The sequence below is a fragment of the Qipengyuania sp. SM2512 genome (assembly GCF_054954005.1).
The window spans coordinates 3,053,960-3,078,531 of the sequence record NZ_CM143134.1 but is presented as its reverse complement, the minus strand read 5'-3'; the positions used below and the strand labels follow the sequence as shown (position 1 = coordinate 3,078,531).

Annotated in this window: 24 protein-coding genes and 1 pseudogene; 17 read left to right on the top strand and 8 right to left on the bottom strand. The window is 62.0% G+C overall.

Annotation, left to right across the window (positions count from 1 at the left end; genetic code table 11):
* Nucleotides 1–4 precede the first annotated feature (4 nt).
* The 4 genes from ACQ5J0_RS15130 to ACQ5J0_RS15115 all read left to right on the top strand — a co-directional run bounded on the left by ACQ5J0_RS15130 (nucleotide 5) and on the right by ACQ5J0_RS15115 (nucleotide 3,492).
* Nucleotides 5–280 (top strand): hypothetical protein, encoded by a 276-nt coding sequence (locus ACQ5J0_RS15130; RefSeq protein WP_462568407.1) that lies wholly within the window; start codon nucleotides 5–7, stop codon nucleotides 278–280.
* Between the two features lie 1,088 nt (nucleotides 281–1,368).
* Complete coding sequence (locus ACQ5J0_RS15125) at nucleotides 1,369–1,671, top strand: hypothetical protein (protein WP_462568406.1); 303 nt, start codon at nucleotides 1,369–1,371, stop codon at nucleotides 1,669–1,671.
* A 72-nt stretch (nucleotides 1,672–1,743) separates the two neighbouring features.
* Nucleotides 1,744–2,697: a tyrosine-type recombinase/integrase gene (locus tag ACQ5J0_RS15120; RefSeq protein WP_462568405.1), complete on the top strand. Its 954-nt coding sequence runs from the start codon at nucleotides 1,744–1,746 to the stop codon at nucleotides 2,695–2,697.
* A gap of 273 nt (nucleotides 2,698–2,970) precedes the next feature.
* The gene (locus ACQ5J0_RS15115; RefSeq protein WP_462568404.1) at nucleotides 2,971–3,492 is read left to right on the top strand and encodes a hypothetical protein; all 522 of its coding nucleotides are present in this window, start codon (nucleotides 2,971–2,973) and stop codon (nucleotides 3,490–3,492) included.
* 44 nt (nucleotides 3,493–3,536) lie between these two features.
* Here the strand turns inward: ACQ5J0_RS15115 and ACQ5J0_RS15110 are convergent, their stop codons facing one another.
* From ACQ5J0_RS15110 to ACQ5J0_RS15100, 3 genes are all read right to left on the bottom strand, one after another.
* On the bottom strand, nucleotides 3,537–4,199 hold the full coding sequence (locus tag ACQ5J0_RS15110) for a hypothetical protein (RefSeq protein WP_462568403.1): 663 nt from the start codon (nucleotides 4,197–4,199) through the stop codon (nucleotides 3,537–3,539).
* Nucleotides 4,192–5,133 carry a hypothetical protein gene (locus ACQ5J0_RS15105; RefSeq protein ID WP_462568402.1) on the bottom strand — a complete coding sequence of 314 codons (942 nt, stop codon included), beginning with the start codon at nucleotides 5,131–5,133 and terminating at the stop codon, nucleotides 4,192–4,194. The genes ACQ5J0_RS15110 and ACQ5J0_RS15105 overlap by 8 nt, the downstream gene beginning before the upstream one ends.
* A gap of 330 nt (nucleotides 5,134–5,463) precedes the next feature.
* Nucleotides 5,464–5,847, bottom strand: a complete 384-nt coding sequence (locus tag ACQ5J0_RS15100; RefSeq protein WP_462568401.1) for a hypothetical protein — start codon at nucleotides 5,845–5,847, stop codon at nucleotides 5,464–5,466.
* A 73-nt stretch (nucleotides 5,848–5,920) separates the two neighbouring features.
* Here ACQ5J0_RS15100 and ACQ5J0_RS15095 point away from each other — a divergent pair, with 73 nt between their 5' ends.
* From ACQ5J0_RS15095 to ACQ5J0_RS15085, 3 genes are read left to right on the top strand one after another with little or no spacing between them, the layout of a single operon-like run.
* Entirely contained in the window at nucleotides 5,921–7,471 is a 1,551-nt protein-coding gene (locus ACQ5J0_RS15095) for a recombinase family protein (protein ID WP_462568400.1), read from the top strand.
* Nucleotides 7,468–8,340: a plasmid partitioning protein RepB C-terminal domain-containing protein gene (locus tag ACQ5J0_RS15090; RefSeq protein ID WP_462568399.1), complete on the top strand. Its 873-nt coding sequence runs from the start codon at nucleotides 7,468–7,470 to the stop codon at nucleotides 8,338–8,340. The genes ACQ5J0_RS15095 and ACQ5J0_RS15090 overlap by 4 nt, the downstream gene beginning before the upstream one ends.
* 1 nt (nucleotide 8,341) lies before the next feature.
* Entirely contained in the window at nucleotides 8,342–9,229 is an 888-nt protein-coding gene (locus tag ACQ5J0_RS15085) for a plasmid partitioning protein RepB C-terminal domain-containing protein (RefSeq protein ID WP_462568398.1), read from the top strand.
* A 390-nt stretch (nucleotides 9,230–9,619) separates the two neighbouring features.
* On the opposite strand, the gene ACQ5J0_RS15080 is transcribed toward ACQ5J0_RS15085, so the two are convergent.
* Entirely contained in the window at nucleotides 9,620–10,258 is a 639-nt protein-coding gene (locus ACQ5J0_RS15080) for a TylF/MycF/NovP-related O-methyltransferase (RefSeq protein WP_462568397.1), read from the bottom strand.
* A gap of 203 nt (nucleotides 10,259–10,461) precedes the next feature.
* Here ACQ5J0_RS15080 and ACQ5J0_RS15075 point away from each other — a divergent pair, with 203 nt between their 5' ends.
* The 10 genes and pseudogenes from ACQ5J0_RS15075 to ACQ5J0_RS15030 all read left to right on the top strand — a co-directional run bounded on the left by ACQ5J0_RS15075 (nucleotide 10,462) and on the right by ACQ5J0_RS15030 (nucleotide 21,523).
* Nucleotides 10,462–11,700, top strand: coding sequence for a hypothetical protein (locus ACQ5J0_RS15075; RefSeq protein WP_462568396.1), 1,239 nt, complete (start codon nucleotides 10,462–10,464; stop codon nucleotides 11,698–11,700).
* Nucleotides 11,697–12,695 carry a KpsF/GutQ family sugar-phosphate isomerase gene (locus ACQ5J0_RS15070; protein ID WP_462568395.1) on the top strand — a complete coding sequence of 333 codons (999 nt, stop codon included), beginning with the start codon at nucleotides 11,697–11,699 and terminating at the stop codon, nucleotides 12,693–12,695. Before ACQ5J0_RS15075 ends, ACQ5J0_RS15070 begins: the two co-directional genes overlap by 4 nt.
* A 3-nt stretch (nucleotides 12,696–12,698) precedes the next feature.
* Nucleotides 12,699–14,015 carry an RraA family protein gene (locus ACQ5J0_RS15065; RefSeq protein WP_462568394.1) on the top strand — a complete coding sequence of 439 codons (1,317 nt, stop codon included), beginning with the start codon at nucleotides 12,699–12,701 and terminating at the stop codon, nucleotides 14,013–14,015.
* 10 nt (nucleotides 14,016–14,025) lie between these two features.
* A pseudogene (kdsA, locus tag ACQ5J0_RS15060) lies at nucleotides 14,026–14,866 on the top strand (3-deoxy-8-phosphooctulonate synthase).
* A 121-nt stretch (nucleotides 14,867–14,987) separates the two neighbouring features.
* Nucleotides 14,988–15,500, top strand: coding sequence for a hypothetical protein (locus ACQ5J0_RS15055; RefSeq protein WP_462568393.1), 513 nt, complete (start codon nucleotides 14,988–14,990; stop codon nucleotides 15,498–15,500).
* Nucleotides 15,501–15,507: 7 nt separating this feature from the next.
* Entirely contained in the window at nucleotides 15,508–15,822 is a 315-nt protein-coding gene (locus ACQ5J0_RS15050; protein ID WP_462568392.1) for a hypothetical protein, read from the top strand.
* A gap of 182 nt (nucleotides 15,823–16,004) precedes the next feature.
* Complete coding sequence (recN, locus tag ACQ5J0_RS15045) at nucleotides 16,005–17,669, top strand: DNA repair protein RecN (RefSeq protein WP_462568391.1); 1,665 nt, start codon at nucleotides 16,005–16,007, stop codon at nucleotides 17,667–17,669.
* Nucleotides 17,669–18,181, top strand: coding sequence for a hypothetical protein (locus ACQ5J0_RS15040; RefSeq protein ID WP_462568390.1), 513 nt, complete (start codon nucleotides 17,669–17,671; stop codon nucleotides 18,179–18,181). The genes recN and ACQ5J0_RS15040 overlap by 1 nt, the downstream gene beginning before the upstream one ends.
* Nucleotides 18,178–20,304, top strand: coding sequence for an NAD-dependent DNA ligase LigA (ligA, locus tag ACQ5J0_RS15035; RefSeq protein ID WP_462568389.1), 2,127 nt, complete (start codon nucleotides 18,178–18,180; stop codon nucleotides 20,302–20,304). The genes ACQ5J0_RS15040 and ligA overlap by 4 nt, the downstream gene beginning before the upstream one ends.
* A 94-nt stretch (nucleotides 20,305–20,398) precedes the next feature.
* Complete coding sequence (locus tag ACQ5J0_RS15030) at nucleotides 20,399–21,523, top strand: serine hydrolase (RefSeq protein ID WP_462568388.1); 1,125 nt, start codon at nucleotides 20,399–20,401, stop codon at nucleotides 21,521–21,523.
* Between the two features lie 27 nt (nucleotides 21,524–21,550).
* Here the strand turns inward: ACQ5J0_RS15030 and ACQ5J0_RS15025 are convergent, their stop codons facing one another.
* The 4 genes from ACQ5J0_RS15025 to ACQ5J0_RS15010 all read right to left on the bottom strand — a co-directional run bounded on the left by ACQ5J0_RS15025 (nucleotide 21,551) and on the right by ACQ5J0_RS15010 (nucleotide 24,548).
* On the bottom strand, nucleotides 21,551–22,222 hold the full coding sequence (locus ACQ5J0_RS15025) for an SDR family oxidoreductase (RefSeq protein ID WP_462568387.1): 672 nt from the start codon (nucleotides 22,220–22,222) through the stop codon (nucleotides 21,551–21,553).
* A 61-nt stretch (nucleotides 22,223–22,283) separates the two neighbouring features.
* Nucleotides 22,284–23,015, bottom strand: coding sequence for a DUF2459 domain-containing protein (locus tag ACQ5J0_RS15020; RefSeq protein ID WP_462568386.1), 732 nt, complete (start codon nucleotides 23,013–23,015; stop codon nucleotides 22,284–22,286).
* Nucleotides 22,988–23,905: a 50S ribosomal protein L11 methyltransferase gene (locus ACQ5J0_RS15015; RefSeq protein WP_462568385.1), complete on the bottom strand. Its 918-nt coding sequence runs from the start codon at nucleotides 23,903–23,905 to the stop codon at nucleotides 22,988–22,990. Before ACQ5J0_RS15015 ends, ACQ5J0_RS15020 begins: the two co-directional genes overlap by 28 nt.
* Nucleotides 23,906–24,251: 346 nt before the next feature.
* On the bottom strand, nucleotides 24,252–24,548 hold the full coding sequence (locus ACQ5J0_RS15010) for a GIY-YIG nuclease family protein (protein WP_462568384.1): 297 nt from the start codon (nucleotides 24,546–24,548) through the stop codon (nucleotides 24,252–24,254).
* Nucleotides 24,549–24,572 lie beyond the last annotated feature (24 nt).

Below are 24,572 nucleotides of genomic sequence, written 5' to 3'. Positions count from 1 at the left end.
AATCATGAACAATCAGATCACCACCATCCCCGCAGACGTTAAGGCAGGTATCAATGTCGCCTTGGATAAATTGCGTCAGATTCGAACACAAGATGAGTTCGATGCGCTTTGCGAGCGGCTGGATATTGAGGGACCAATGGATAGCCAGAAAGCAGCGAAGCTCTCGAAGATTTGCTCGATTGTTGGCGAGGAAGCTGAGCTCGAATCTCACGAGAAGAAGCTGGTTGGCGGGGCTACTATCTATACCTGGGCAAGGGGGCAGTTGTTGACTCTCGACTAGACCGCCGGTGGATGGCGTCGGATGAAAAACCTGCGGGATTTCGGCGTCATCCGGGTCGGTTGATGAAGCCATTTCTAGGACTTCTACATATTTCAAAGCGCTCGGGGAGAACTCTCACTCGGCGCGGGTATGTGGTCCTAAAAAGTTCAAAAATTGAACCGACCCGTTTTCGATAACAAACGGTTTATACATAAAGAACAGCAGGTTAGAGATTCCCCGGTGTAGGGCAGAAGAATATAATCCGGTTTCTTCAATATAGATTGGTCAGAACCATGCAGCCCATAAACAGCCATGAATACAGCCAGACCATATAGTCCAGTGCGTTAGGTTTCTGTCTGGTGCTGCGATCCTGGGGTGCATGGGCTTCATGGTTCAAATCATTTATTGTATTCATGTATTTTTCTCCTTCATGGTTCTTTTGCTACCGGGCTTTGCCCGGCAGCGGATCGATGCTGCGTGGCAGCATCGCTCTTTCGATTGCTGTGTTTAGAATACTATCCCAAGGAAGACCTTTATCCCCCCGCCACCATGAAAAGAGGTCATCATGGTAGCGAAGGGGTTATTCCTGGTTATCCCATGGGAAGTGGTAGAGAACATCGATCGTGCGACGATCAGGCTGGTGGGACGCTTTACCAACCTATCTGCTCCGAAACCCCGGCCTCTCGGCCCGTCCGGTCATCCAGCGCATGCTGGACACACCCCGCTGAGCTTTCCTTCAACTCTCACAGGGCAGGGGGAATTACCCCCATCTTTTTGCAACCTTTCGCCCTCGTAGAGAGCGGGGCTTTCACCAGCCGGTCGTAACGGCTGATTTTCCCGTTGCGCGCACTCGCTCGGCTCCGGTCTTCTTCCCGGCTACCGATATGCCGCAGGGCAAGCGGCTAGATCCCTTGTGCGTATGGCAACGCGCGGTTGCTAACCGTCTGTCGCGGGCCAGAACTGGCTTGCCATCAGTATACCATGGAGCCACTCGGGCTCGGACCGAAAAATGGCTATCGGCCGTTGCGCGGCCTCGGAAAAATTCGATGAAAAAGCCACCGGTGATCGAGAAGTTGACGTAGCAATGTAGACGCGTCTATATCGCAGCTATGGCAGGCACGATCAAACGCGACAACACATACTGGCTAGGCCGTCTTGAAAAAGACGGTCATCGCGACTTGCTCGCGCGGATCGATGATGGCGAGATGACCGTCTATCAAGCCACACAAGAGGCCGGATACCGCAAGAGGGGCCCGACATCACCAGCCGCGAAGCTGTCGTATCATTGGCAGCGCGCAACCCATGCGGAGCGCAAAGCGTTTATTGCCGCTCATGCGAAAGAGGTGAATCGCGTTCTGCGTGAATGGGGCGAAGACAGAAAGACATTGAAGGCACAAAAACCCAGCGAATAGGCGGAAAAATAGCCCGACAGGTCACTCCGCTTGTCGTAAAATGATGCTCAACCACAAACACTTAGGATGAGCATGACTACCACCACCGGCACCCCGACAGTCACGATAAGCGATGCGGCTAAGATTTGGCTCGATCGCTGCGAGCTCGAAAAGCTCGAACGGGCAACGATGCATTCCTACCGAGGCCATGTGAAAAACCACATTGAGCCGAAGATAGGGCATCTGCTGCTCAAGGATCTATCGGCGGTCGACGTCCGCGGTTTCCTTGATCACATGCTGCGCGAGAGCACGCGCGCCATGGCGAAGAAATGTCTGACGACGCTGCGGTCGATCATCAGCGCCGCTCAGGAACGAGGGGCGGTGTTGCACAATGTCGCGCGAGACGTGAAGCTTCGTCGCGCTGAGCGTCACGACCCCGACCGGGTGTTTCCCACCAAGGACGAGATCAAGGCATTGATTGCCCATGCACCGGAACGTCACAAGCCGCTTATCATGACCGCGCTGCTGACTGGCATGCGCATGTCGGAGCTGCGCGGACTGACTTGGGATGCGATCGATTTCGACCGCAGCATCATTACTGTCAAGCAGCGGGCGGATCGCTATTGTGACATGGGCAACACCAAGAGCCGATCCAGCCGACGCGAGATCCCGATGGGACCACTGCTGTCGACCGTGTTGAAGGCATGGAAGCCTGCCTGCCCCACCGGTGAGCACAACCTAGTGTTTCCCAACGGCGTCGGTAACGTCGAGACGCATTCCAACATCTACAATCGCATCTTCAAGCCTCTCATGCTGTCGTGCCGTATCGTGGACGGGCAGGGCGCCCCGAGGTTCTCGTTGCACGCAATGCGCCATGCTGCTGCATCGCTTTTCATCGAGCAAGGATGGCCGCCCAAGAAGATCCAGACCATGCTGGGGCACTCTTCGATCACCATGACTTATGACGTTTACGGACACCTGTTTCACGACCCTGCTAAGGATGTGGATCTCATGGGTGAGATGGAGCGGGGGTTGCTGGCAGCATGATTCTGAGTTTTCATCGACTTAGTTGGCGCATCGATGCTTAGCGGAGAGGGCGGTCGGAACCCGAGGGCGCTGCCGCAACGACTGAAGCACTGACTGAGATGAAGTTCGAACGTGCTTCTAAGCGGGACGACCGACTTGACACTAATGAACCTCTTACCGACATGTTCTGCTCAATCCTGGGAATGGCAAAGTATGGGTTCGGGTAAGTGGTTCGTGGGTTCCTTATTCGCGGGGACCTTGGGGTGGTCGGCTTCGGCGCAAGACGTCGATCGCGTGGAGATCGCTCTAGAGCGGGTCCAGATTGCTGCTCAAGCTGAAGTCGATGCAGCCCAGGCGGATTATGATCTGGTGAATGAAGCAGGGGTTTTGATGCATAGGGCCCTCCGTGCGGGCGGCCCTGCGGTTACGCAGGCAGTAGACGAAAGCTTGAGTGCCCTCCGCCGGAAGCATTCGGATAGCAGGTTGGTCTACCGAGGCGTGGACGATCGATGCCAAGTTCTTCACGCGTTTGGTGACATTCGGAATGCCGCACTAGAGCGCCAGTCACGAGCCCTTGACGTGCTCAGCCGCTCCTTTCGGGATGCGGCGCTCTACCACAGTGTGCGCCTAGAAATTGCATCCGCCAACCTCCGAGATTTGCCGGTAACTGATGCGACAATCGAAGATGCTTTCATAAGGGTTGTCGATGTAGACAAAGAGTTGTCTCAGTTAGACAACGCGGATTTGATGGCTGATAGTCACCGCGCGACCTCCGCGGTCGCTCCTGATGAAACTGTTAACTGTGCAGCACCCTAGGACGAACTGGCTTACGTTTTATACCCGCTCTACGAGTCTATTGCTCAACGAGTTAGTTCTTTCGCATTTCTGCCTTCGAGCCCGATGCACCTCGCGAGCTTCCGCAGGCACGTTTCGACCTGTTCGGGTGAGAGCTGTGCACGCTCGCTTCGCAGCCCGCCTGAAGGGAGGCGCTTGCCGATAACAAGTCCCGAAGTCGCTCGTGCGGAGGGGATTTTGGCGAAGAGGGTGGCCGTCGGCAGGACGGTTGTTTTTATGGAGTGGAATTCGCCAGCCCTCACGCCGTAGCGCTCTCCGGCGGCGAGGCTTCGTGTTTCGATGATGTCAGCCCGCATTTTTTTACCGGTGGCCGTGAGGGAACTGCCTGCCTCAGCGTAGCTCACGGCAAACTCCTCCAGCGGACCTTGCGCGTCCGGCTCGACATTCCAGCGCGTCTGGTGAAGGCCGCCAATGAGCACGAGACTGCGTAGATCGTATATGTGGTCGTGAATCGAATGCTCCTCCTGCGCCTTCTCCACGCCGGTCCACATGTGTAGCCTCACCTCCACTCCTTCGTGAATTGTTAAGGTCATGGCGACGAAGCCATTTGGGTGGCCCACGGCAGGCAGGTCGACCATGAATGGCAACGCAGCTCGCAACCGATCGGTTACGGCGGGCAGTGCGAGATCGCTCGTAGCCGCATCACTAAGCGCGCGGACCTCATCCATAGGGTTGGTCAGGATTTTTTATGGCCTCAAGAATATCGCTGGCTTTTAGCGATGTGCCGAGCAGGCTATCGAGACCGACGTGGCGCAGAATCTGTTCGACAAATGGCTCGTCCAACTCCTTGCCTATGAACGCGGTTGGCGGCTTCCGAAGTAATTTGGAGTGTTCAAGGTTTTGTTCGATTTCTGCCCTTTGGGTCCGATACATGAAGGATGAACCTATCGCGCGCAGCGCCGGTCGCCCTGGATCCTCGACCGTCAGCATCGCTGATCCATCGGTAATGTCGAGCCGGTATGCCGAGAACCAGCTGACAAGCCCGATGCTGAGGTCAAGGAACTTCGATGTCGACGCGCTGACGTAGGCGGCGACCACCGTCGCCACCACCTGGAGCGTGACGTAATCGCTAGTCCATTCCGTAGCACCGCCCCTGAAGGTGATGGAGTTGCGGTAGGTGGCGTAGCTGGCCATGAGGCTCGGGATCGCTGGATCGGGGAGGACCATCTTAACCGTAATCACCGATTGCTGCTTGGCGGCGCGCTTTGTCAACCTCGGCAATACCCTGGCGCGGACCCATCGGCCCGAGCGCCCCCGGAACCAGTAGCGCTCTGTGGTCTCTAAAAATTCGTCAAGGTAATGCGAGTTATCGTCGCTGTGCGTTATTGCGAGCTGTCCCTCTCGTTGATCCTTTGGAATAAGCCAGAGGTAGGCAAGGGTAACGAAAAGAGTCGCGAGACAGACCTGCGCGAAGCTTACCAGGACAAGCGCAGCGAATGTCGCCCACGGATTGACAAATTTGCCTGTCCATCCGCTTTGATCCGCGATGTGCGGAAGTCCCCACTCCGAGGCCGCAAACGCCCCCAGCGCCATTCCGATAGGAATGAAAATGAAGGCGAACGTCGACCTCCTTCCAGAAAGCATTCGCTCCCTCAGATCCATGTTACCCCCCCTGAATGCTGGTTTCATTACCGGCCATTAGCGTTGATGCCGCGCCTACATTGATTTTCAACGCACGGCCATGGATGGTTGTTATGCTTCGCATGTCAGGCGCATAACTGAGTGATCTAACCGATTTGGAGACGAGGGTGATCAAGGACGAAAATACAGACAAGCTTGCGCTCTCGACGTCGTAAAACAGCATAGAAGTGGCTCTTGAGTAGATAACGATTGCCTGGCGCTGCTGGTTATCTGAGTGTCGAAAGCATGCAAGGTAACGGGAAGAAAGTCGGTTTAACGGAGCAATAGCGCGACGATCGACCAAAGTTTGAGCTAGGGGCCGAGGCATTCGACCAGCTGTAATGCTTTGTCACGCAAGATTTCTTTTATTTTCATAAGCCTAATCGCCGAAGAGTGCTCATTGCGATCCGCTAGTGCGAGGACTGCCTCGGTAACCGCATCCGAGTGACGCATAAGGACGACGAGTGCCGTGCCGCTCGGCCCGTTGCGAGCTAGCAGCCAATTATGAACCGTCCGCTCGTTGGTTCCTGTTAGGCGCGCCAGATGCTTCACATGGGACGGTATGGCTCCGAAGTCCGCCTTTAACGCCTCGGCCACCACCTCCGCCAACATCGCGCCCGTTTCCGCAGCGGGATCGATCGGAAACCGATTTCCATTTCCACCGCGAAATTTTCGGTCATCCGTCGAAAAAGACATTCCACCATACTCCCCTTATGCCGAACGGGTTAATCGGGAGAGATGCCCGACTCGCTAGACCCGGTGACCAGGCATGATGGAAGCGGAAGGAAAAAAGACAAAGACACGGGCCGCGCAATACGTGCGCATGTCTACCGATCATCAGCGCTATTCGACCGAGAACCAGGCCGAGATCATCGAGAGTTACGCCGCGCGGCGAAATTTCGAGATCGTCAGAACTTATGCCGATGAGGGACGCAGCGGCCTCAGCATCGCGGGACGAGATTCGCTCAAGCGCCTCATCGACGATGTTCAGCAAGGCCAGGCCGATTACGAGGCCATCCTCGTCTACGACATCAGCCGATGGGGCCGCTTTCAGGACGCCGACGAAAGCGCCTACTACGAATTCATCTGCCGCGAGCGCGGGATCAATATCCATTACTGCGCCGAGCAATTCGACAACGACGGCAGCCTGCCTTCTACCGTCATGAAAAACATAAAACGGGCGATGGCAGGCGAATACAGCCGCGAACTCTCCGCCAAGGTCTTCACGGGCCAGTGCCGTCTGATCCGGCTGGGCTATCGTCAGGGAGGCCCCGCTGGTTACGGTCTACGTCGTCACCTCGTGAACGAGCGGAACGAACCCAAGGCACCTCTTTCACGCGGTGAGCATAAGAGCCTTCAGACGGACAGGGTGATCCTCGTCCCAGGACCCGAAGGCGAAATCAGAATCGTCGAACGGATCTACCGCCTGTTCGTTCTCCAACGACGCTCCGAACGCGAGATTGCCGAGATACTCAATCGGGAAGGCATCACTACCGACCTCCAACGTCCATGGAATAGAGGAACCGTTCGGCAGATTCTGACCAACGAGAAATACATCGGCAATAACGTCTACAACCGCATCTCCAATAAGCTGAAGCGAAAGCGGGTGGTCAACGACCCTAAGATGTGGGTGCGAGGAGACGCTGCTTTCACCCCAATCATCGATCGCGAACTATTTAATGCCGCACAGGCGATCCTCGCTGCGCGAGCACGGCGCTTCAGTGACGACGAACTGCTTGGCATGCTATCGAACCTCTTGGCATCGAGAGGTGCGCTATCGGGGCTGCTGATCGACGAAGACGATGAGATGCCCTCGACTGCCGCATATCGGCATCGGTTCGGAAGCCTCGTGCGCGCATACCAGCTAATCGGATATACGCCCGATCGTGATTATCGCTATCTCGAAACCAATCGCTTACTCCGACTTCTTCAGCGTGAGGCGTTCGAAGATACGGTAAAGCGCATCCGCCAAATGGCCACAAACATTGAGGTCGATCTCCAGAGCGACATCATTGTAGCCAACGGTGAGGTATCAATTTCACTTGTAATGATCCGGTGCATCGAAACCGCTGCTGGTTCGCTTCGCTGGAAGCTACGCTTCGATAACAGGCACCGACCCGACGTTACTGTCGCTGTCAGGATGAACCCAGACAACCAAACTGTTCGCGACTATTACCTTTTGCCATGGCTCGACCTCGGGGCACTGGCAACAATGCGGATAGGCGAAGCGAACGGTATCGCGCTGGACGCCTATCGCACTGACGATCTCGATCCTCTGTATCACATGCTCAAGCGCCACCCGATCGGACGGGCGGCATGAGCGGCGAGATCGTCAGCATCCCGATCGAAGCGATCGAAGTCCTCAATCCGAGGGCGCGCAACAAGCGCACCTTCGAAGAGCTCGTCGAAAGCATAGCGAAGGTCGGACTGAAACGCCCGATCACGGTCCGCAGAGCGGAAGCTGGCGACGGCTACGAACTCGTCTGTGGACAGGGGCGGAAAGAAGCCTTCCAGAAGCTCGGTCAATCCATGATCCCCGCGATGATCGTTGATGCGACCCGCGAAGAATGCTTCGTCATGAGCTTGGTCGAGAACCTCGCCCGGCGTAATCTTTCACCGCTCGAACTCATACGGGAAGTCGGGCGTCTGCGCGAGCAGGGTTACACGCATTCTGCGATCGGTGAGAAGATCGGTTTCAGTTCCGAATATGTGCACTCGATCGCCGGCTTACTCGAAAGGGGCGAAGAGCGCCTGCTCGATGCGGTCGAGCGAGGTATCATCCCGCACACCATCGCCGCCGAGATATCCAAGGCCAACGACGAGGACGTCCAACGGGCGCTGACAGAAGCCTACGAGAACGGCAGCCTTCCGGGCGATCAGATTCTCGCGATCCGCCGTATTGTCGATGACCGCAACCTTATTGGCAAGGGCATCAGGAGCATCCGAACCGGTAATCCGCGGACCGCCGCTCCCACCTCCGCGGCGCTAGTGCGCGCCTATCAGAAGGAAGTCGATCGGCAGCGCCAGTTGCTCAAGAAAGCAGGGTTGGCCCAAGGCCGCCTTGCGTTCATCACTTCGGCGATGGGTCGTCTACTGGCCGAGGATCATTTCGTCGCGCTCCTAAAAGCCGAAGGAATAACCACGCTGCCTCAGCCCATTGCCGAGCGGCTTGGTTTCGCGGAGGCTTGAGATGAACGACATCATACGGATATCGTTCGAACAGAAGGTAATCGACCTTCCCGTGGAAAGGCTACTGCCGTTGCGGCCCATGACGGCGCGCATCACAGGCTCGAAAAAATATGCGAGGATCGCAACTTCTATCAAGGAAATGGGAGTAATCGAGCCCCTCGCAGTGACAAAGGCGGATACCTCGGATCGACACATGCTGCTGGACGGGCATCTGCGATTGCATGCGATCATGGGAGGGGGAAAAACGACCGCTCCTTGCATCATCGCGGACGACGACGAGGCCTTCACCTATAATAAGCGTGTGAACCGGCTTGCGACCGTCCAGGAACACTACATGATCCAGCGAGCACTTGATCGCGGCGTTCCTGCGAAGATGATCGCGGTGGCACTCGGGATCGATGCGAAAGCGGTGCAGCGGCGGAGCAAGCTGCTGGATGGAATCGCCCCCGAAGCGGTCGATATCTTTAGAGATCGCCCAGTCAATCCGCAGGTCTTCGATACATTGCGCAAGATGAAACCGGAGCGGCAGTTCGCCACCGCAGAGCTGATGGCATCGATGAATAATTTCACGGCGACATACGCGAAAGCAATTCTTGCAGCGACCAGACAGGAAGAACTCGCCAAACCAGAACGACCAAAGAGCCTTAAGGGCGTAACGCCCGAACAGATGGCTAGAATGGAACGAGAACTGGAATCGCTTAACAAGGACTTTCGTGCGGTAGAAGCAACTTTTGGTGACGATGTCCTACATCTTGTCCTCGCCTCGCGCTACGTCGAGCGCCTTATCGCAAACGGATCCATCGCCACCTATCTCGAACAAAAGCACCCGGAAATCGTCGCCGAGTTTCGGAACATCGTCGCTGTGAGCACGCTGGACGCGGTCGCTTGAGCTGGAAATCGGCTTCAAATTCTGCCCGGCGATGAAAAGTGATCCCGCGCCACAGATTGCGTCCACATAGACGCGTCTACGCGCAAATTCCGTTGGAATCATAATCCGCGTGTCGGGGGTTCGAGTCCCTCCTCCGCTACCAAGCATTTCCCTAAATAAATCAGATGTTTGGCACCGCGATCACCTGCCGAACCCGCCCCATTTCGTAAGATTTTCACGTCATGGCGATATTGGCTGCAGGTTAACGGGATCAGCCAAGCTGCTGCGGCCGCATCTTTTCTTGCGGTTCTCGTATCACTTTGGATAGCCCCTCCGCTCACGTGTTCGACGAAGGGCCGGTAAACGGCTGATAGTTGGCCGCCTTGAGGGCGGGCCAAGGCTCCTGATGTTCTAGCTCGGAATACGCAGGAACGTCGGGACCGCATAATAGGGCAGCTTTTCCAACTTCAGTCCCGACTGGGCCACGAGCTCGTCTGCGGCACGGGTCGCGCCGGCTACCAGCCCATAATCGTCGAACAGGACGAGGCCGTCAGGGACCATGCGCGACAAAAGCTGGTCGAGCGCAAAGGCCGTCGGCTCGTAGACATCCATATCCAGATGCAGCAGCGCTATACGCAGCTCGGGTCTGGCAGCGAGAAGGTCGGGGAGGGTCTCGAATATATTCCCCTGGAGCAGGTGGACGTTGCCGATCGCTTTGTCCGCGAACAATTGCAGGAGCAACTCGCGCGAAATACCCTCGCCGCGCTCATCCTCGAACTGATCGATGAACGCGCGGTCGCCGGCATCTCCCACACCTTGGCGGGGGAAGGATCCGAAAGCATCCAGCCCGTGTATCTCGCGGCTCGTTTCGTGTTCGAGCAGCGCGCGAAACATCGCGAACCGCATCAGCGATGCCCCTTTGTAGACGCCCAGTTCGACGAGCGCGCCCGGCATTCCCTGAATTTTCCGATAGAGCTCCAGATGGGCAAGCAATTTGCCCATGCGGCCGACTTGCCCGCGCAAATAGAAGGTATTCTCGGCTTCGGGCACTGCCTCGGCGGGCGCGGGAATATAGGACATGATGGGCCTTCGCAAACAGGGGCGCCGCACCCGGCGCCGATGGTCCCATTCTAGCCGGATCCCGCGCGGCTCATCCGAAAACAGGAAAAAATTTCCTAGTGCTCGGCAGTCTGCGTCGCTCGCGCTTCTATAAAAGAAGGGCTCGCAAACATGCGTGCCACGCTGGAGCTTCCATGGTTTTTCTGTTCGCCTTTACCCTTCCGTCCGACCCGCCCGTCGTCGTGCGGGCAGCGATCATGAAAGTCCTCTTCTATCTTCCGGTCGTCACGCCGTGGTGGTTCGAACACATCGTGGCGCCGATCATGCGCCGGCTTGCGAGCGTTGCCGAGGTACACGTGCTTGCGCCTGCCCCATGGCGGAACACGGGCATCGGACCGGCGGAACTGCAACAATGCCTCGATCTCTACAGCGTGACCTGGCAGATCATCGACAGCGAAGGGCACGAGAGCCTCCGCACCAGAGCGGCCGATGAGAAGAGCCTGGTGGCGCATGTGCAAGCTCTGGCACCCGAAGTGGTATTGTGCCGGGCTGCCGATTTCGAATCCGTGCGCCAGTTTCCGGGAGTGGTTCGCTTCCTGATGGAGGTCGCCGCGGCGCCGTTCGTCGTCGATCCCGCCATGATCACCTTCACCGATCGACCCTTCGTGGCCGGCGCAATGCCCCCCCTCGATCCCGGCGATCGATCGCGGCTGGAGGCACTGTTCGAGCCGCTCTGGAACGAAATGCGCGCCTATCGCCAGCACGCGCTCCCTAACCGTAAATCCATATCGAGCGAACTCGAGATCCCGGAAGACCGGCCGATGCTGCTGCTTCCGCTGGAATACGAGCATGAGGAGAATTTCTTTCTCCGGCACCGGCCCGGGCAGGAAAGCAACCGGGCCATGCTCACCCGGCTTGCCGAAACGGCGGCGCCAGATTGCACGCTGGTGGTAGCGGATCATCCGTTGAATACGCGCCATGTTGACCGAAGCGAGTTGCGCGAGACGGTGGCGGATATCGGCCCTGGCGTGATCCTTGCCGAGGAGAGCCTGCTCGGATTTCCCGCGACGCTTGCCCTGGCGAGTTGCGCCGACGGTATGCTGGTGGGGGATTCCAAAAGCTTCAGCCTGGCAGCCGCATTCGGAGTCCCGCTCATGCGACGGTCGCGCTTCACGACCGCGGATTGGCTCAAGGCCGAAACCGATCTCGAACGCTTCGTTGCCGCAGTGCGGACGGGCGAAGCGACGGCGCCGTGTGAAGCGGATGCGCGTCTCTGGTTCGCCGCGCATCTCGCGAACGAGGCTTTCCATCCCAACGACAGCGCCCTGACCGGGGCGGAGCTGATCGACCGTGCACTGCAGCCCACGAACCCGCAACGCTGGGAAGCCGGCCTCGCGCGGATCGATGGGGTGATTCAGGAGCATGTGTCTTGAACAGCCCCGCAGTCATGCAGCCACATCCGTTGGCCGCCCATGCCGCGTCCGAGTGGTTCGCCGAGGTGATCGCCGCGGAACGTTCCGCGCTCGAACGGCTCGAGCGCGCGCTTCCGGAGAGCATCGCCGCCACGGTTGCGCTGATTGCGGCGCAGGAACGGCCGCTCACCTGTCTCGGCGTGGGTAAATCGGGTCTCGTGGCCGCCAAGGTCGCCGCCACTTTTTCGAGCCTGGGCACACCGTCCTTCTTCCTCAACGCGGCCGAAGCCGCGCATGGCGATCTCGGCGCGGTGCAGGAAGGCAACGTCGTCCTGCTGTTTTCGAACAGCGGCACGACCGAAGAGATCTGCCGTATCCTGCCATTGCTGCGGGCGCGCCGATGCGTACTGATCGGTATCGTGGGCCAAGCAGATTCGACGCTGGCCCGGGCGGTGGATCATCTGATCCACGCCCCGATCGAGCGCGAGGCGGACCATATCGGCATGGCGCCCACCGCAAGCACCATTCTGCAGATGGCGATCGGCGATGCGCTGGCGGTCGCGGTGAGCCGCACGCGCGCCTTCACGCGCGAGGATTTCCTGCGCCACCATCCCGCCGGGCTGCTTGGCCGTCAGATGATCCCGGTGCGCAATCTGATGCACAGCGGCGCCGCATTGCCGACCGTTCTGCCCTCCGCATCGGTCGCCGAACTGCTGGCGGTGATGAGCCACCGGCGCCTGGGGGCGGCCTGCGTGGTGGACCATGCCGGCCTGTTGCTGGGGCTGGTGGTGGATGGCGACATCCGCCGTCACTTCCAGGCGCGACAAGACGTCTATGGAACCCCGGCACGCGCCTTGATGCAGGCCAGGCCATTGGTGATCGACGTCGATGCGACGCTGGGCGACACGCAACTGCTGATGCGCGAGCAGCCAGCCGGACTGCTCGTCCTGCCCGTCACCGATGCGGCCGGGCGATTGCATGGAATGCTTCACGCCAACGACATGCTGAACGGCTGAGCCATGAAGATCGTTGCCTTCGTCCCCGCCAAGGGCACCAGTGAGCGCGTTGCCGACAAGAATATGCGGATCCTGGACGGCGAACATCTGTTCAAGCGCAAGCTGCGCCAGCTGCTCGATTGCCCGCGCATCGATGAAGTTTGCCTCGATAGCGAAAGCGACGCGCTCGCCGAGCTGGCGAGCGACCTGCCGGTGTCGGTCCTGAAACGCCCCGCCGCCTTGGCGAGCAATGCGACCGACGGGCACGAGATGTTCGCGTGGGAAGCTGCGCAGCGCCCCGACGCAGACCTGTGGATCCAGGTGCTCTGCACCGCCCCCTTCGTCACCGCCGAAACACTGACCCGCGCCATCGATACGCTGCTTGCCGATCCGGAGGCCGACAGCCTGGTCGCGGTGACCCGGGCCAAGCAATATTGCTGGGATGGCGCCAGTCCGGCCTATGGCACCGGGCGCGTGCCCAATAGTATCGATTTGCCGGCCACCGTGGTCGAGGCGATGAGCCTCTATATCGTCCGCAACACCGGCACCGGACCGGCGACGCGCCGTTTCGGCGCTCGCCCGATCCTGTTCGATCTCGACCCGACCGAGGCGATCGACATCAATGGCGAGACCGATCTTACGCTTGCCGAAACGATGGCAGCGGGCATCCGCTCACGCGAGGTGACGCGGTTTCGCGCGATGCTGCCGCACCTCAATTCGCCGGTGCTTTCCGACATCGCGAAGGATCGCGGGATGCGCGTGGTGCTGCCGCGCGCGCTGCGCCCTACCAGCGGCGGCAAGTTCCTCGGCCGCGCCAAGACGCTCGAACTGACCGCGCTTTCCCGGCGGCCCGATCGCTCGGAAGGCGGCGCATGGAACGGGATCTATGATGCGCTGCAAAGCTATCGCTTCGTGCGTCCCGGCGACGTCATCATGGTCGCCACCGACGTGCCCGAACACGCCTATTTCGGCGATCTCAACGCCAATCTGGCGATCCGGTCGGGCGCGGTGGGCGCGGTGATCGATGGCGCGACGCGCGATACCGCCGATGTGCGGGCGCTCGGCCTTCCGGTCTATGCCCGCGCGCAGACCTGCGACGACATCAAGTACGAGGGCACGACCAAGGCGATGAACCGACCGATCGCGATCGGCGGGGTCCCCGTGCGAAACGACGATGTGGTGTTCGCCGACGAGGATGGCGTGGTGGTCGTCCCCCGGGAAGACTGGGACACGGTCGAGCAAGCGGCGTGGGGAGTGCTCGAAAACGAAGGCCGGATCCGCATGCAGGCTGCGCGCGGCCGCGACGTCGACGACATTCTGCGCGATTGCGGCGCATTTTGAGGAAAAACCAATGAAAACCGTCACTGTCGGTGCGCTCGAAATCGCCAATGACAAGCCGTTCGTCCTCATCGCCGGCCCCTGTGCGATGGAAAGCCGCGATCATGCCTTCGAAATGGCCGATGCGCTGTCATCGCTGTGCCGCGACATCGGCATCGGATTCATCTACAAATCCTCGTTCGACAAGGGCAACCGAACGTCGATCGACGCGCCGCGCGGGATCGGCATGGCGCCTGCGCTCGAAATTTTTGCCGAGCTGCGCGAGCTTCGGCTGCCCGGTGCTCACCGATGTCCACGAGGCGGACCAGTGCGTCTCGGTCGCCCAGGCGGTGGACGTGCTCCAGATCCCCGCCTTCCTGTGCCGCCAGACCGACCTGCTGGTCGCCGCCGCGCATACCGGCCGCGCCATCAACGTAAAAAAAGGTCAGTTCCTGGCGCCGTGGGACATGAAAAACGTCGCCGCCAAGCTGGTCGCTGCGGGCAACGACAACATCATCCTGTGCGAACGGGGGGCAAGCTTCGGCTACAACACCCTGGTGAGCGATATGCGCGCGCTGCCGATCCTCGCCGAAACCGGTTTCCCGGTGATGTTCGATGCGACGCATTCGGTCCAGCAGCCGGGCGGCGAAGGCACGAGCTCGGGCGGGCAGCGCGAATATGTACCGCATCTGGCGAGGGCGGCAGTGGCGGTGGGCGTCGCCGCGGTATTCATCGAGACCCACCGCGACCCCGACAGCGCACCGAGCGACGGACCGAACATGGTGCCATTTGCCGACATGGCCGCGCTGCTCCGCCGGCTAAAGGCGTTTGATGCACTGGCCAAGCATTCCGGCGGTAGCCAAACCTTGGGTTGATGCCGGGTTTCTGTCGGTGGTGCATTGCGGTTGCTTTTGGAAAGTCGTTGAAATCGGCTGAACGTCGAGCAGAGGGCGCGTTGCTGACGTCCCGAGCTGAGCCGCCTGCTGAACGTAGGTCGTGCCGATTGAGCTGCAGAAATCGGATACGGTCGCTTGGCGTAGCGATGCCCGCAATCGCGTTCCGGCAGACAAAAAACGCCAGGCGGATATCGACCTATTTGCCGCCATTAAACGGCACGGACAGGATAAAGGTGAGGCGAATTCGCGGCTACGATTCAGGATCTTCAGAGATGACAGGCGGAAACAAAAACTGCCGCAACTTCTCGCATTCCCCGCCCCTGTTCAGATTACCTGCCACCAAGCAGCCCCGTTTGCCTTGCTGTTCGCGAGCTATTGTCTCGCCAAGCGTCTCCACATGGGGTGGCCCATACGTCACGAGGCGATCATCCGCGACGCTACGAGATGTGATGGTGCAAGCGACCAATCCGCCGAAAATAATGGATATAGTCAGGAGCCTTGCGGATTGTACGACAACGTTCCTCATGGATTTTGTCCTGTATGGCGTCGTTTGAATTGCGATTGCAACTCGATGGGCGCGTTCGACCATCTGACACTTTTTATGCCGGGTTAGATATTGAATGGATCCGCTGACCGTCAAATCGAAGCTTGCCACCCGGGTCGAACCAATGTTTATCGTTAGACGGGTGAGACGTGGTTTATTCTCTGATAGCGCCTTTCTGGAAGCCGTTAGCGGCGGGGTGCTGACCAAGCGTTGGCTCGGTTGGGATCGCCTCGGCGCGTCAACGTTAAGGTCAGAACCGTGGAGCATTGCGTCGGGTGATGTTTTCATCTTTCGAGTGCCCAGAGGGTCATTGAGCGAGTGCCAGACGCTTTCCGCGGATGATGTTGAAGCTATCGATCTGAAGCCTCTCAAACGGCGCAATTCATCCTGACGCTGTGGCGGCTCCCCAGCCGATAGAAGACGCCCCTACAAACCGGCCCCCTCACCAACCCGTCGCCGCGCCCCGGTCTCCTCATGTCCGCAGCAGCCGCCGTCCCGGCCTTCTTCCAGCTTGTGAACACTGCGCATCTGCGCTCGTGACGCGGTGGTAGCGATTGGCTAGAAGCGGGCGCGATGCTCACCCGGCTATCCATCCGCAATATCGTGCTGATCGAGGCGCTTGAACTCGAGTTCGGGCGCGGGCTGGGTGTGCTCACCGGCGAGACCGGGGCGGGCAAGTCGATTCTGCTCGATGCGCTCGGGCTGGTGCTGGGCAACCGCGCCGAGAGCGCGCTGGTGCGTGGGGGCGAGGACAAGGCGGCGGTCACCGCGACCTTCGAATTCGCGGCGCTGCCCGCGGCGGTGGCCGAGGCTCTGGATGACGCCGGGCTCGAGCTCGAGCCGGGCGAGCCGCTGCTGATCCGCCGCCAGCTCAAGGCCGATGGCGGCAGCAAGGCCTGGATCAACGACCAGCCCGCCGGGGTAGCGCTGCTGCGCGAGCTGGCGCCGCATCTGGTCGAGCTGCACGGCCAGCACGACGATCGCGGGCTGGTCAATCCGCGCGGCCATAGGCTCCTGCTCGACCGCTATGCTGGGGCGGATGCCGCCGCGCTGGCGGCGAGCTGGAGCGGCTGGCGCGGGGCGCAGCAGCGGCTCGACGAGGCGCGCGAGCGGCTCGACCAGGCCAAGACCGATCAGGACCTGCTGCTCGCGCATCTCTCCGAACTCACCGCGCTCGAACCGCAGTCGGGCGAGGAAGCGCGGCTCGCCGGGACCCGCGCAGCGATGCAGAAGGGCGAGAAGCTCTCGGGCGATCTCGAGGAATTGCGGCACATCTGGGAAGGCTCGGATTCGCCGCTCGCCTCGCTGCGCGTCGCGGCGCGGCGGCTCGACCGGATCGCGGAGGAACACCCGCTGCTGGCCGAGGCGCTGGCCGCGCTCGACCGCGCGGTGATCGAGGCGGGCGAGGCCGAGGAGCGGCTGCAGCGCGCCGCCGAGGCGCTCGACCACGACCCCGCCGCGCTCGACTTCGCCGAGACCCGATTGTTCGAACTGCGCGCCATCGCCCGCAAGCACCGCTGCGAGGTCGACGAACTGCCCGAGAAAATGCGCGAATTGCGCGCCGCGCTCGATGCGATCGAGGGCGGCGAGGCCGAGCTCGACGCGCTCGAGGATGCCGCGCGCCGCACCCGCGAGCGCTACGAGACGCAGGCGCGGGCGCTCCATGTTCTGCGCGTCGAAGCGGCGGGGCGGCTCGATGCGGCGGTCGCGGGCGAGCTCGCTCCGCTCAAGCTCGATTCCGCCAGCCTGCGCACCGCGGTGACCGAACTGCCCGAGGAGCGCTGGGGCGCGCATGGCATGGACGGGGTGGAGTTCCTGATCTCGACCAATCCCGGCGCCGAGCACGCGCCGCTGGGCAAGATCGCCAGCGGCGGCGAATTGTCGCGCTTCATCCTGGCGCTCAAGGTGGCGCTGGCCGAGCAGGGCGGAGCGGCGACGGTGATCTTCGACGAGATCGACCGCGGGGTCGGCGGTGCGGTGGCATCCGCTATCGGCGAACGGCTGGCGCGGCTGGCCGGGGGCGGACAATTGCTCGCGGTCACCCACAGCCCGCAGGTCGCCGCGCGCGGCACCACGCATTACATGATTGCCAAGAGCTCCGACGGCACCGTCACCCGCACCAGCGTCGCCCGCCTCGACGAGGCCGGCCGCCAGGAAGAAATCGCGCGGATGCTCAGCGGGGCGGAAGTGACGCCCGAGGCGCGGGCGCAGGCGGATCGACTGCTGGAGGGGGTGTGATGCGCTCTGGCGAGATGGTTTCTATCGCATTGTTCTTTGCTGCAATCGCTGGACTGACTGCGATTTCGTCCGAGAAGATCGACGAGGCGGACAGGGAGGCGGCATTAGCAGCAGCAATCGAGACTGAGTACGAGTGGTACTTGGGCGATCAAATCTTCTCGAAGAACCATGATTCCACGATAACCGAAACCCTTTGTCTCGAGAGCCAGGTGACATTCGACTTGGAAGCGCTTTCACGGCATTTGTCGAACACGATCGTGCGACCAGTCCATTTCAGCACCTGTCGGCGCGAAATCGAGGAGGGCGATTTCGGAATGTTTTTCGCGAAGTTCCATCACTTCGGACCGAGAGGTGAAAGAGCTGAGCACCTTAAGGTCATGAACATCAAGTGCCCGACGACATCGTCATGCGAGATCGATATCGACCGATTTGGCGGGGGAGGTCGCCACTTTATCGACCGTCGAGGGCAAGACTGGCAGGTCGTGAAGACGCAAATGCTATGGGTGGTATGAGCGCGCATTTAGACCCCACCGAAGCCCAGGCCGCCAACGAGCTGATGCGGCTGGCGCGCGCGATAGCGCGGCACGACCGGCTGTATCATGCCGAGGATGCGCCCGAGGTCAGTGATCAGGAATACGACGCGCTGGTGCGGCGCAATGCCGAGCTCGAGGCGGCGTTTCCGCAGCTGGTGCGCGCGGATTCGCCCTCGCGCAAGGTCGGGCATGCGGTGGCCGCCTCGCCGCTGTCCAAGGTCACGCATGCGGTGCGGATGATGAGCCTCGACAACGCTTTCGCCGCCGAAGAGGTAGGCGAATGGCTGGCGCGGGTGCGGCGGTTTCTGGCGCTTGATGAGGATGCGAAGCTGGCGATCACCGCCGAGGACAAGATCGACGGCCTGTCCTGCTCGCTGCGCTACGAGAAGGGCGTGCTGGTCCGCGCCGCGACGCGGGGCGACGGGCAGGTGGGCGAGGATGTCACCGCCAATGTCGCGCATATCGGAGATATTCCGCAGCGGCTTGCAGGCGATGCCCCCGAGGTGTTCGAGGTCCGCGGCGAGGTCTATATGGCGCGCGCCGATTTCCTCGCCTTGAACGCGGCGAAGGAAGCGGCGGGCGGAAAACTGTTCGCCAATCCGCGCAACGCCGCCGCGGGCTCGCTGCGGCAGAAGGATGCGAGCGTCACCGCCGCGCGGCCCTTGCGGTTCTGGGCGCATGGCTGGGGCGCGGCGAGCGAGGTACCGGGCGAGACCCAGCTCGACGTCATGCGGCAGATCGAGCGCTGGGGGCTGCCGGTTTCGCCGCTGTTCGTGCGGGTCGAGAGCCTTGAGGGTTTGCTCGCGCATTATGCCAGGATCGGCGAGCAGCGCGCCGACATGGCCTATGAAATCGACGGGGTGGTCTACAAGGTCGATAGGCTCGATCGGCAGGCGCGGCTGGGCTTCGTCGCCAAGGCGCCGCGCTGGGCGCTGGCGCACAAGTTTCCCGCCGAGCGCGCCGAGACCACGCTGGAAAGCATCGACATTCAGGTCGGGCGCACCGGCAAGCTGACCCCGGTCGGGCGGCTCGCGCCGGTGCTGGTCGGCGGGGTGACGGTGACCAATGTCACGCTCCACAATCGCGACGAGATCGCGCGCCTTGGCGTTCGACCGGGCGACCGGGTGTTGGTCCAGCGCGCGGGCGATGTCATCCCGCAGCTGGTCGAGAACCTGACCCCCGAGGCCAAGCGCACCCCCTATCATTTCCCCGATCACTGTCCCGAGTGCGGCAGCGAGGCGGTGGCCGAGGAGGGCGAGGTCGATGTCCGCTGCACCGGCGGGCTGATCTGCCCCGCGCAGCGCACCGAGCGATTGAAGCATTTCGTCAGCCGGGCGGCGCTCGATATCGACGGGCTGGGCGAGAAGACGATCGAACAGTTTTTTGCGCTCGGCTGGCTGGAGAGCCCCGCCGATATCTTCCGGCTAAGGAAGCGCCGCGCGGAGATCCTCGCGCTCGAGGGCTGGCAGGACAAGTCTGTGGACAATCTATTGGCAAGCATCGAAGCCAAGCGACATCCCGATGCCGCACGGCTGCTGTTCGGACTCGGCATCCGGCATGTAGGGGCGGTCACTGCGCGCGACCTGTTGAAGGGGCTGGGCGATATTTGCCGACTGCCAGGCAAAGCCGCCGAATTCGCCGCCTATCGCGAAGAAAACCCGCGCGGGGACGAGGAAAAGGAAAGCCCGTTCAACAGCCGCATGGTCGAGGCAGTCAAATCCATTTTCGAGGTGCGGGCCGATGGGATCGGCACCGCGGTCGGGCACGCGCTGGCCGATTTCTTCCACGAAGACCACAACCGCGCGGTGTGGGACGATCTGCTCGGCGAGGTGTCGCCGCCGCGGTACGAGGTCGCCACGCTCGATTCCCCCGTCACCGGCAAGACCGTGGTCTTCACCGGCAAGCTGGAAACCATGAGCCGCGACGAAGCCAAGGCGCAGGCTGAGCGGCTGGGCGCCAAAGCTTCGGGTTCGGTCAGCGCCAAGACCGATCTGGTGGTCGCGGGGCCGGGCGCGGGATCGAAGCTCAAGAAGGCCGCGGAGCTCGGTATCGAGGTGATCGAGGAAAGCGAATGGGCGCGGATCGTTGCTGCCGCCGAGTGATCCCGCCCAAATTCGCGATGCGCCGCAAACTGCCGGAATTTCTAAGCAAACCGCCGCGAGCGGGAACGCTACGCCTGTGCCTCGTTGGACTAGTGTGACCCCATGGATACGTTTTCTCGCCCTGTTCCTGCCGATCCTGCTGCTGGCTTTGCTGGTCGCCTGGCTCCCGCGCCTCGTCGGTGACGAGCAGGAGGATGCGGGCGAGCCGGTCGTGGTGCCGCTCGTCCTGACCCCCGCCGAATGCGCGCTGCAGGAGGAGCTGGTGCAACTGGCCGATGGCTTCGACGGCGAAGTCGGGCTGGCGGTCCAGGATATCGCCACCGGGCGGATCCTCCATGCCAATGGCGATGAACTCTTCCCGCAGCAGAGCGTCAGTAAGTTCTGGGTAGCGCTCGCGGCGCTGGGCGAGGCCGACGACGGCGATTTCGATCTCGCCGAGCAGGTGACGCTGCGCCGCGAGGACATGACGGTGTTCCACCAGCCGCTGCGCGAGATCGTCCGTGCGCGCGGACGCTTCGATACCGATTACGGCGATCTGCTCGACCGCGCGCTGACCCGCAGCGACAACACCGCCAACGACCGCATCCTGCGCCGTATCGGCGGACCCGAGACGGTCCAGGATTTCATCGACGATGCCGATCTCACCGGAATCCGGTTCGGCACCGACGAGCGGACCAAGCAGAGCGCCATCGCCGGGCTCGAGTGGCACCCCGCCTATTCGGTTCGCAACACCTTCTTCGAAGCCCGCGCCGAGCTGCCCGATGCGGTCCGCCGCGCCAGCTTCGAAGCCTATCTCGCCGATCCGATGGATGGCGCCTCGCCGATCGGAATCGCCCATGCGCTGGGCCAGCTGGCGCGCGGCGTGCTGCTGTCCTCGGTCTCGACCGAATTGCTGCTGGCGACGCTCGAACAGACCCGCAGCGGGCCGCGGCGCCTGAAGGGCGGAGTGCCGCCCGGCTGGACGATCGCGCACAAGACCGGGACCGGACAGGAATTCGGCGGCGAGCAATCGGGCTATAACGACATCGGGATCGTGACCTCGCCCGCGGGACGCGAATACGCGGTGGTGGCGATGATCCGCCGCACGGGGGCGCCAGTCCCGGCACGGATGGAAATGATGCAGGACGTGGTCCGCGCCACGGTCCGCTACGATGCGGCGGCCTATCCGCCGCCCGAGGGGACAGGCCCGGTCAGTGGGGCGGTGACCACCGAACCCTGAGGGAGAGAAATGGCGCGCCTGGCGCGGTCAGTCGTTGGGCATCAGGTGAATCTCGCGCACCGCCGAGGTCTTGCGCTGCGACAGCGCGAACACCAGCGCATCGGCGATATCCTCGGGCTGGAGCTTTTCTGGTTTGGGTTCGTCGAAGAACGCCGTGTCCACCATGCCGGGCGAGATGACGGTGCAGCGGCCGCCCCATTCGCGCATTTCCTCGGCGAGATTGCCCGCGAGGCCATGGACGAACCATTTGGTCGCGCCATAGACCGAGCCCTTGAGATGGTCGCGGCCCGCCTTCGAGCCGGTGACCACGAAATGGCCCTCGGTTTTTCGTAGATGCGGAAGCGTGGCGTGCGCGGTGTTGAGCACGGCGAGCACGTTGAGATCGACTAGCTTGCGCCATTGCTCGGGATCGCCGCTTTCGACGCCCGCCTTGGCGACTCCCATGCCGGCATTGGCGAACACCGCGTCGAGCCCGCGGAAGCGCGCGACGGTCTGCTCCACCGCATCGTCCAGCGCGGAGCGGTCGGTGATGTCGCAGGTCAGCGCCAGTGCGGCATCGCCAATCTCCCCGGCCAGCTTGTCGAGCTTGTCGCCCGAGCGCGCCAGCAGCGCGACGTTCCAGCCGGCCTTGGCAGCGGCGCGGGCGCTGGCGGCGCCGATCCCGGTGGAGGCGCCGGTGATGAGGAGTGTTCTGGTCATGTCTGCCCTTTTCGGATGTGCTGTCGCAAGCGGAATGGGCGAGAGCGGGGCGTTGTTCCTGTCAGAGGGGGACGCCGGCTGCCGGATCGGGCTCGTCGATCCATTGCATCACCCCGCCCGCCAGCGGAGTCCACACCCCGATCGTCATGCCCGCATCCGCGAGCACATCGCCGATCCACTGGTTGCAGGTGTTGGTGAGCGTGTAGCGCCCCAGAGCGTCGTAATGCTGCGCGCCAATCTCGTAGCTGGGATAGCTGCGCCGCTCCGCGCCAGGCGGCAGCGCGGGTAGGGCGGCCTCGATCCGCTCGACCAGCCGCGCGTATTCCTCGGGGCGCAGGGTGACGGGGCGATGGTGGCCGGAGGGCAGCGGGTTGACGTAATGCCCCACCCGCATCAGCCCGTCGCCGCCATGGAGGACGATACGCAGCACGGTTGCGGCCTTCAGATCGCCCCAGGTCGGGGTGTTGAGGAAGACCTCCTTCTCGCCCCAGCCGATCGCGATATGCGTGGGCAAATGCCCGTCCTGCGGGCGCGGCTGCCCGGCGGAGGGGAAGGTGGTGCGCCAGTCCTTGACCGGGCTCACCACCGGCATGACGATCCCGGTGTGAACGCCGTTGGTCTCGACCATGATGGTGACGCCGCGCTCGGGCTCGGTCCAGCCGGAGTTGCGCGGAATGGCGGCGCCGATCCAGGCGGCGAGCAGAAACGTAGCGAGGATCAGCAGCGGGGCCAGCGCCAGCCCCGCCAGCCAGACGCGGCCTCGCTTCAGCGGATGGTTCTGTTGCGCAGCCACAGGATCGACCAATCGCCGCGCACCAGCCGAAGCGCCAGCCGCATTCCCTGGCGGCGATAGGCGGCGCGGACCTCGGCTTCCTGCGTTTCGAGCAGGCCCGCCAGCACCACATGTCCGCCCGGCGCGGTGGCACCGGCGAATTCGGGAGCGAGGTCGATCAGCGGACCGGCGAGGATGTTGGCGATCAGCAGGTCGTAAGGCCCGCGCGCGCGCAGCAGCGGATCGTCCATCCCGTCGGCGATGGTGGGGGTGAGCATGCCCTCGGCCTCGCCCAGCGGCACCCCATTGCTGCTTGCATTGTCGAGGATCACCTCGAGGCAGACCGGGTCGATGTCCGAGGCGGTGGCGAAGGCCCGCGGCCACAGATGCATCGCGGCGAAGGCGAGCAGCCCGGTGCCCGTGCCGATATCCGCGTGGTTGCGCACCACCAGCCCCTCGCGTTTCATCCGGTCGAGCATGGCGAGGCAGCCCGCGGTGGTGGCGTGCTGGCCGGTCCCGAAGGCCTGGCTCGCGGGGATGCAGAAATTGACCGCTTGCGGGTCGGGCGCGTGATCGGGGGTGTGGACATGGAACCGGCCCGCGCGGATCGGTTCGACTCCCTGCTGGCTGAGGCTGACCCAGTCGGTCGGCGGCAGTTTTTCGATTTCGAACGAGGGCGGGGTCTCCCCAGGAGCTCCGGCGAACAGCGCGTCGAGCGCGCGCCGGTCCGAAGCGGTGGGGCGCCGTGGGAGCCAGCCCTCGACCATCCATTCCTCGGGCCGGGCCTCGGCGATCTCGTGCGCGGTGACGACGAAATTGGAATCCCAGTCCTCGTCCTGCGCCTGCCGCTCGAGCGCCGCCTGCGCCGCCGCCTGCGAGACTTCGCCCGATAGTTTCCAGCTGTCTGTCATGGAGCGCGCACTAGACCAATCGGAGCGCACGGGAAACAATCCTTCGACACCCCCTTTCGTCATCCCCGCGAAGGCGGGGATCCAGCTCGCTTCCTCCGTTCGTCACAGCGAGACGATCTCGCGTTCTGCCCATCGCCGCAAAGCTGGATTCCCGCCTTCGCGGGAATGACGAGGTGGGTCAATCGGTTGCAAGCGCGCATTGCTTGGGCCCTTGGCGTCGGCCATCAGTCAGCGGGGCTCTCGTGAAAGCGAGCGGTTACACACCTCTCCTTTTCCTCCAGTCATCCCCGCTTTTCCTCCAGTCATCCCCGCGTAGGCGGGGATCCAGCTTTCACTTCTCCATTCATCAAAGCGAGACGATCTCATCGAACCGGTCGCGCCAGTCGGGGTTCTGTTCTTCGATCAGCCTGATCTTCCACGCCCGGTTCCAGCGCTTCAATTGTTTCTCGCGCGCGATGGCATCCTCGATCCGCTCGAACGGCTCGGCCAGAACCAGCCGGGTGCAACCATGACGCTTGGCGAATTGCGCACCCGTGCCCTCGCGGTGCTGGCTGATGCGGTGAGCGAGAGACGAGGTCACCCCGATATAGATGGTTCCGCGGTAGCGGTTCGCGATGATATAGACCCAGCCGGGCTTGCCCATCGGCCAGAGGGGCTGGATTCCCGC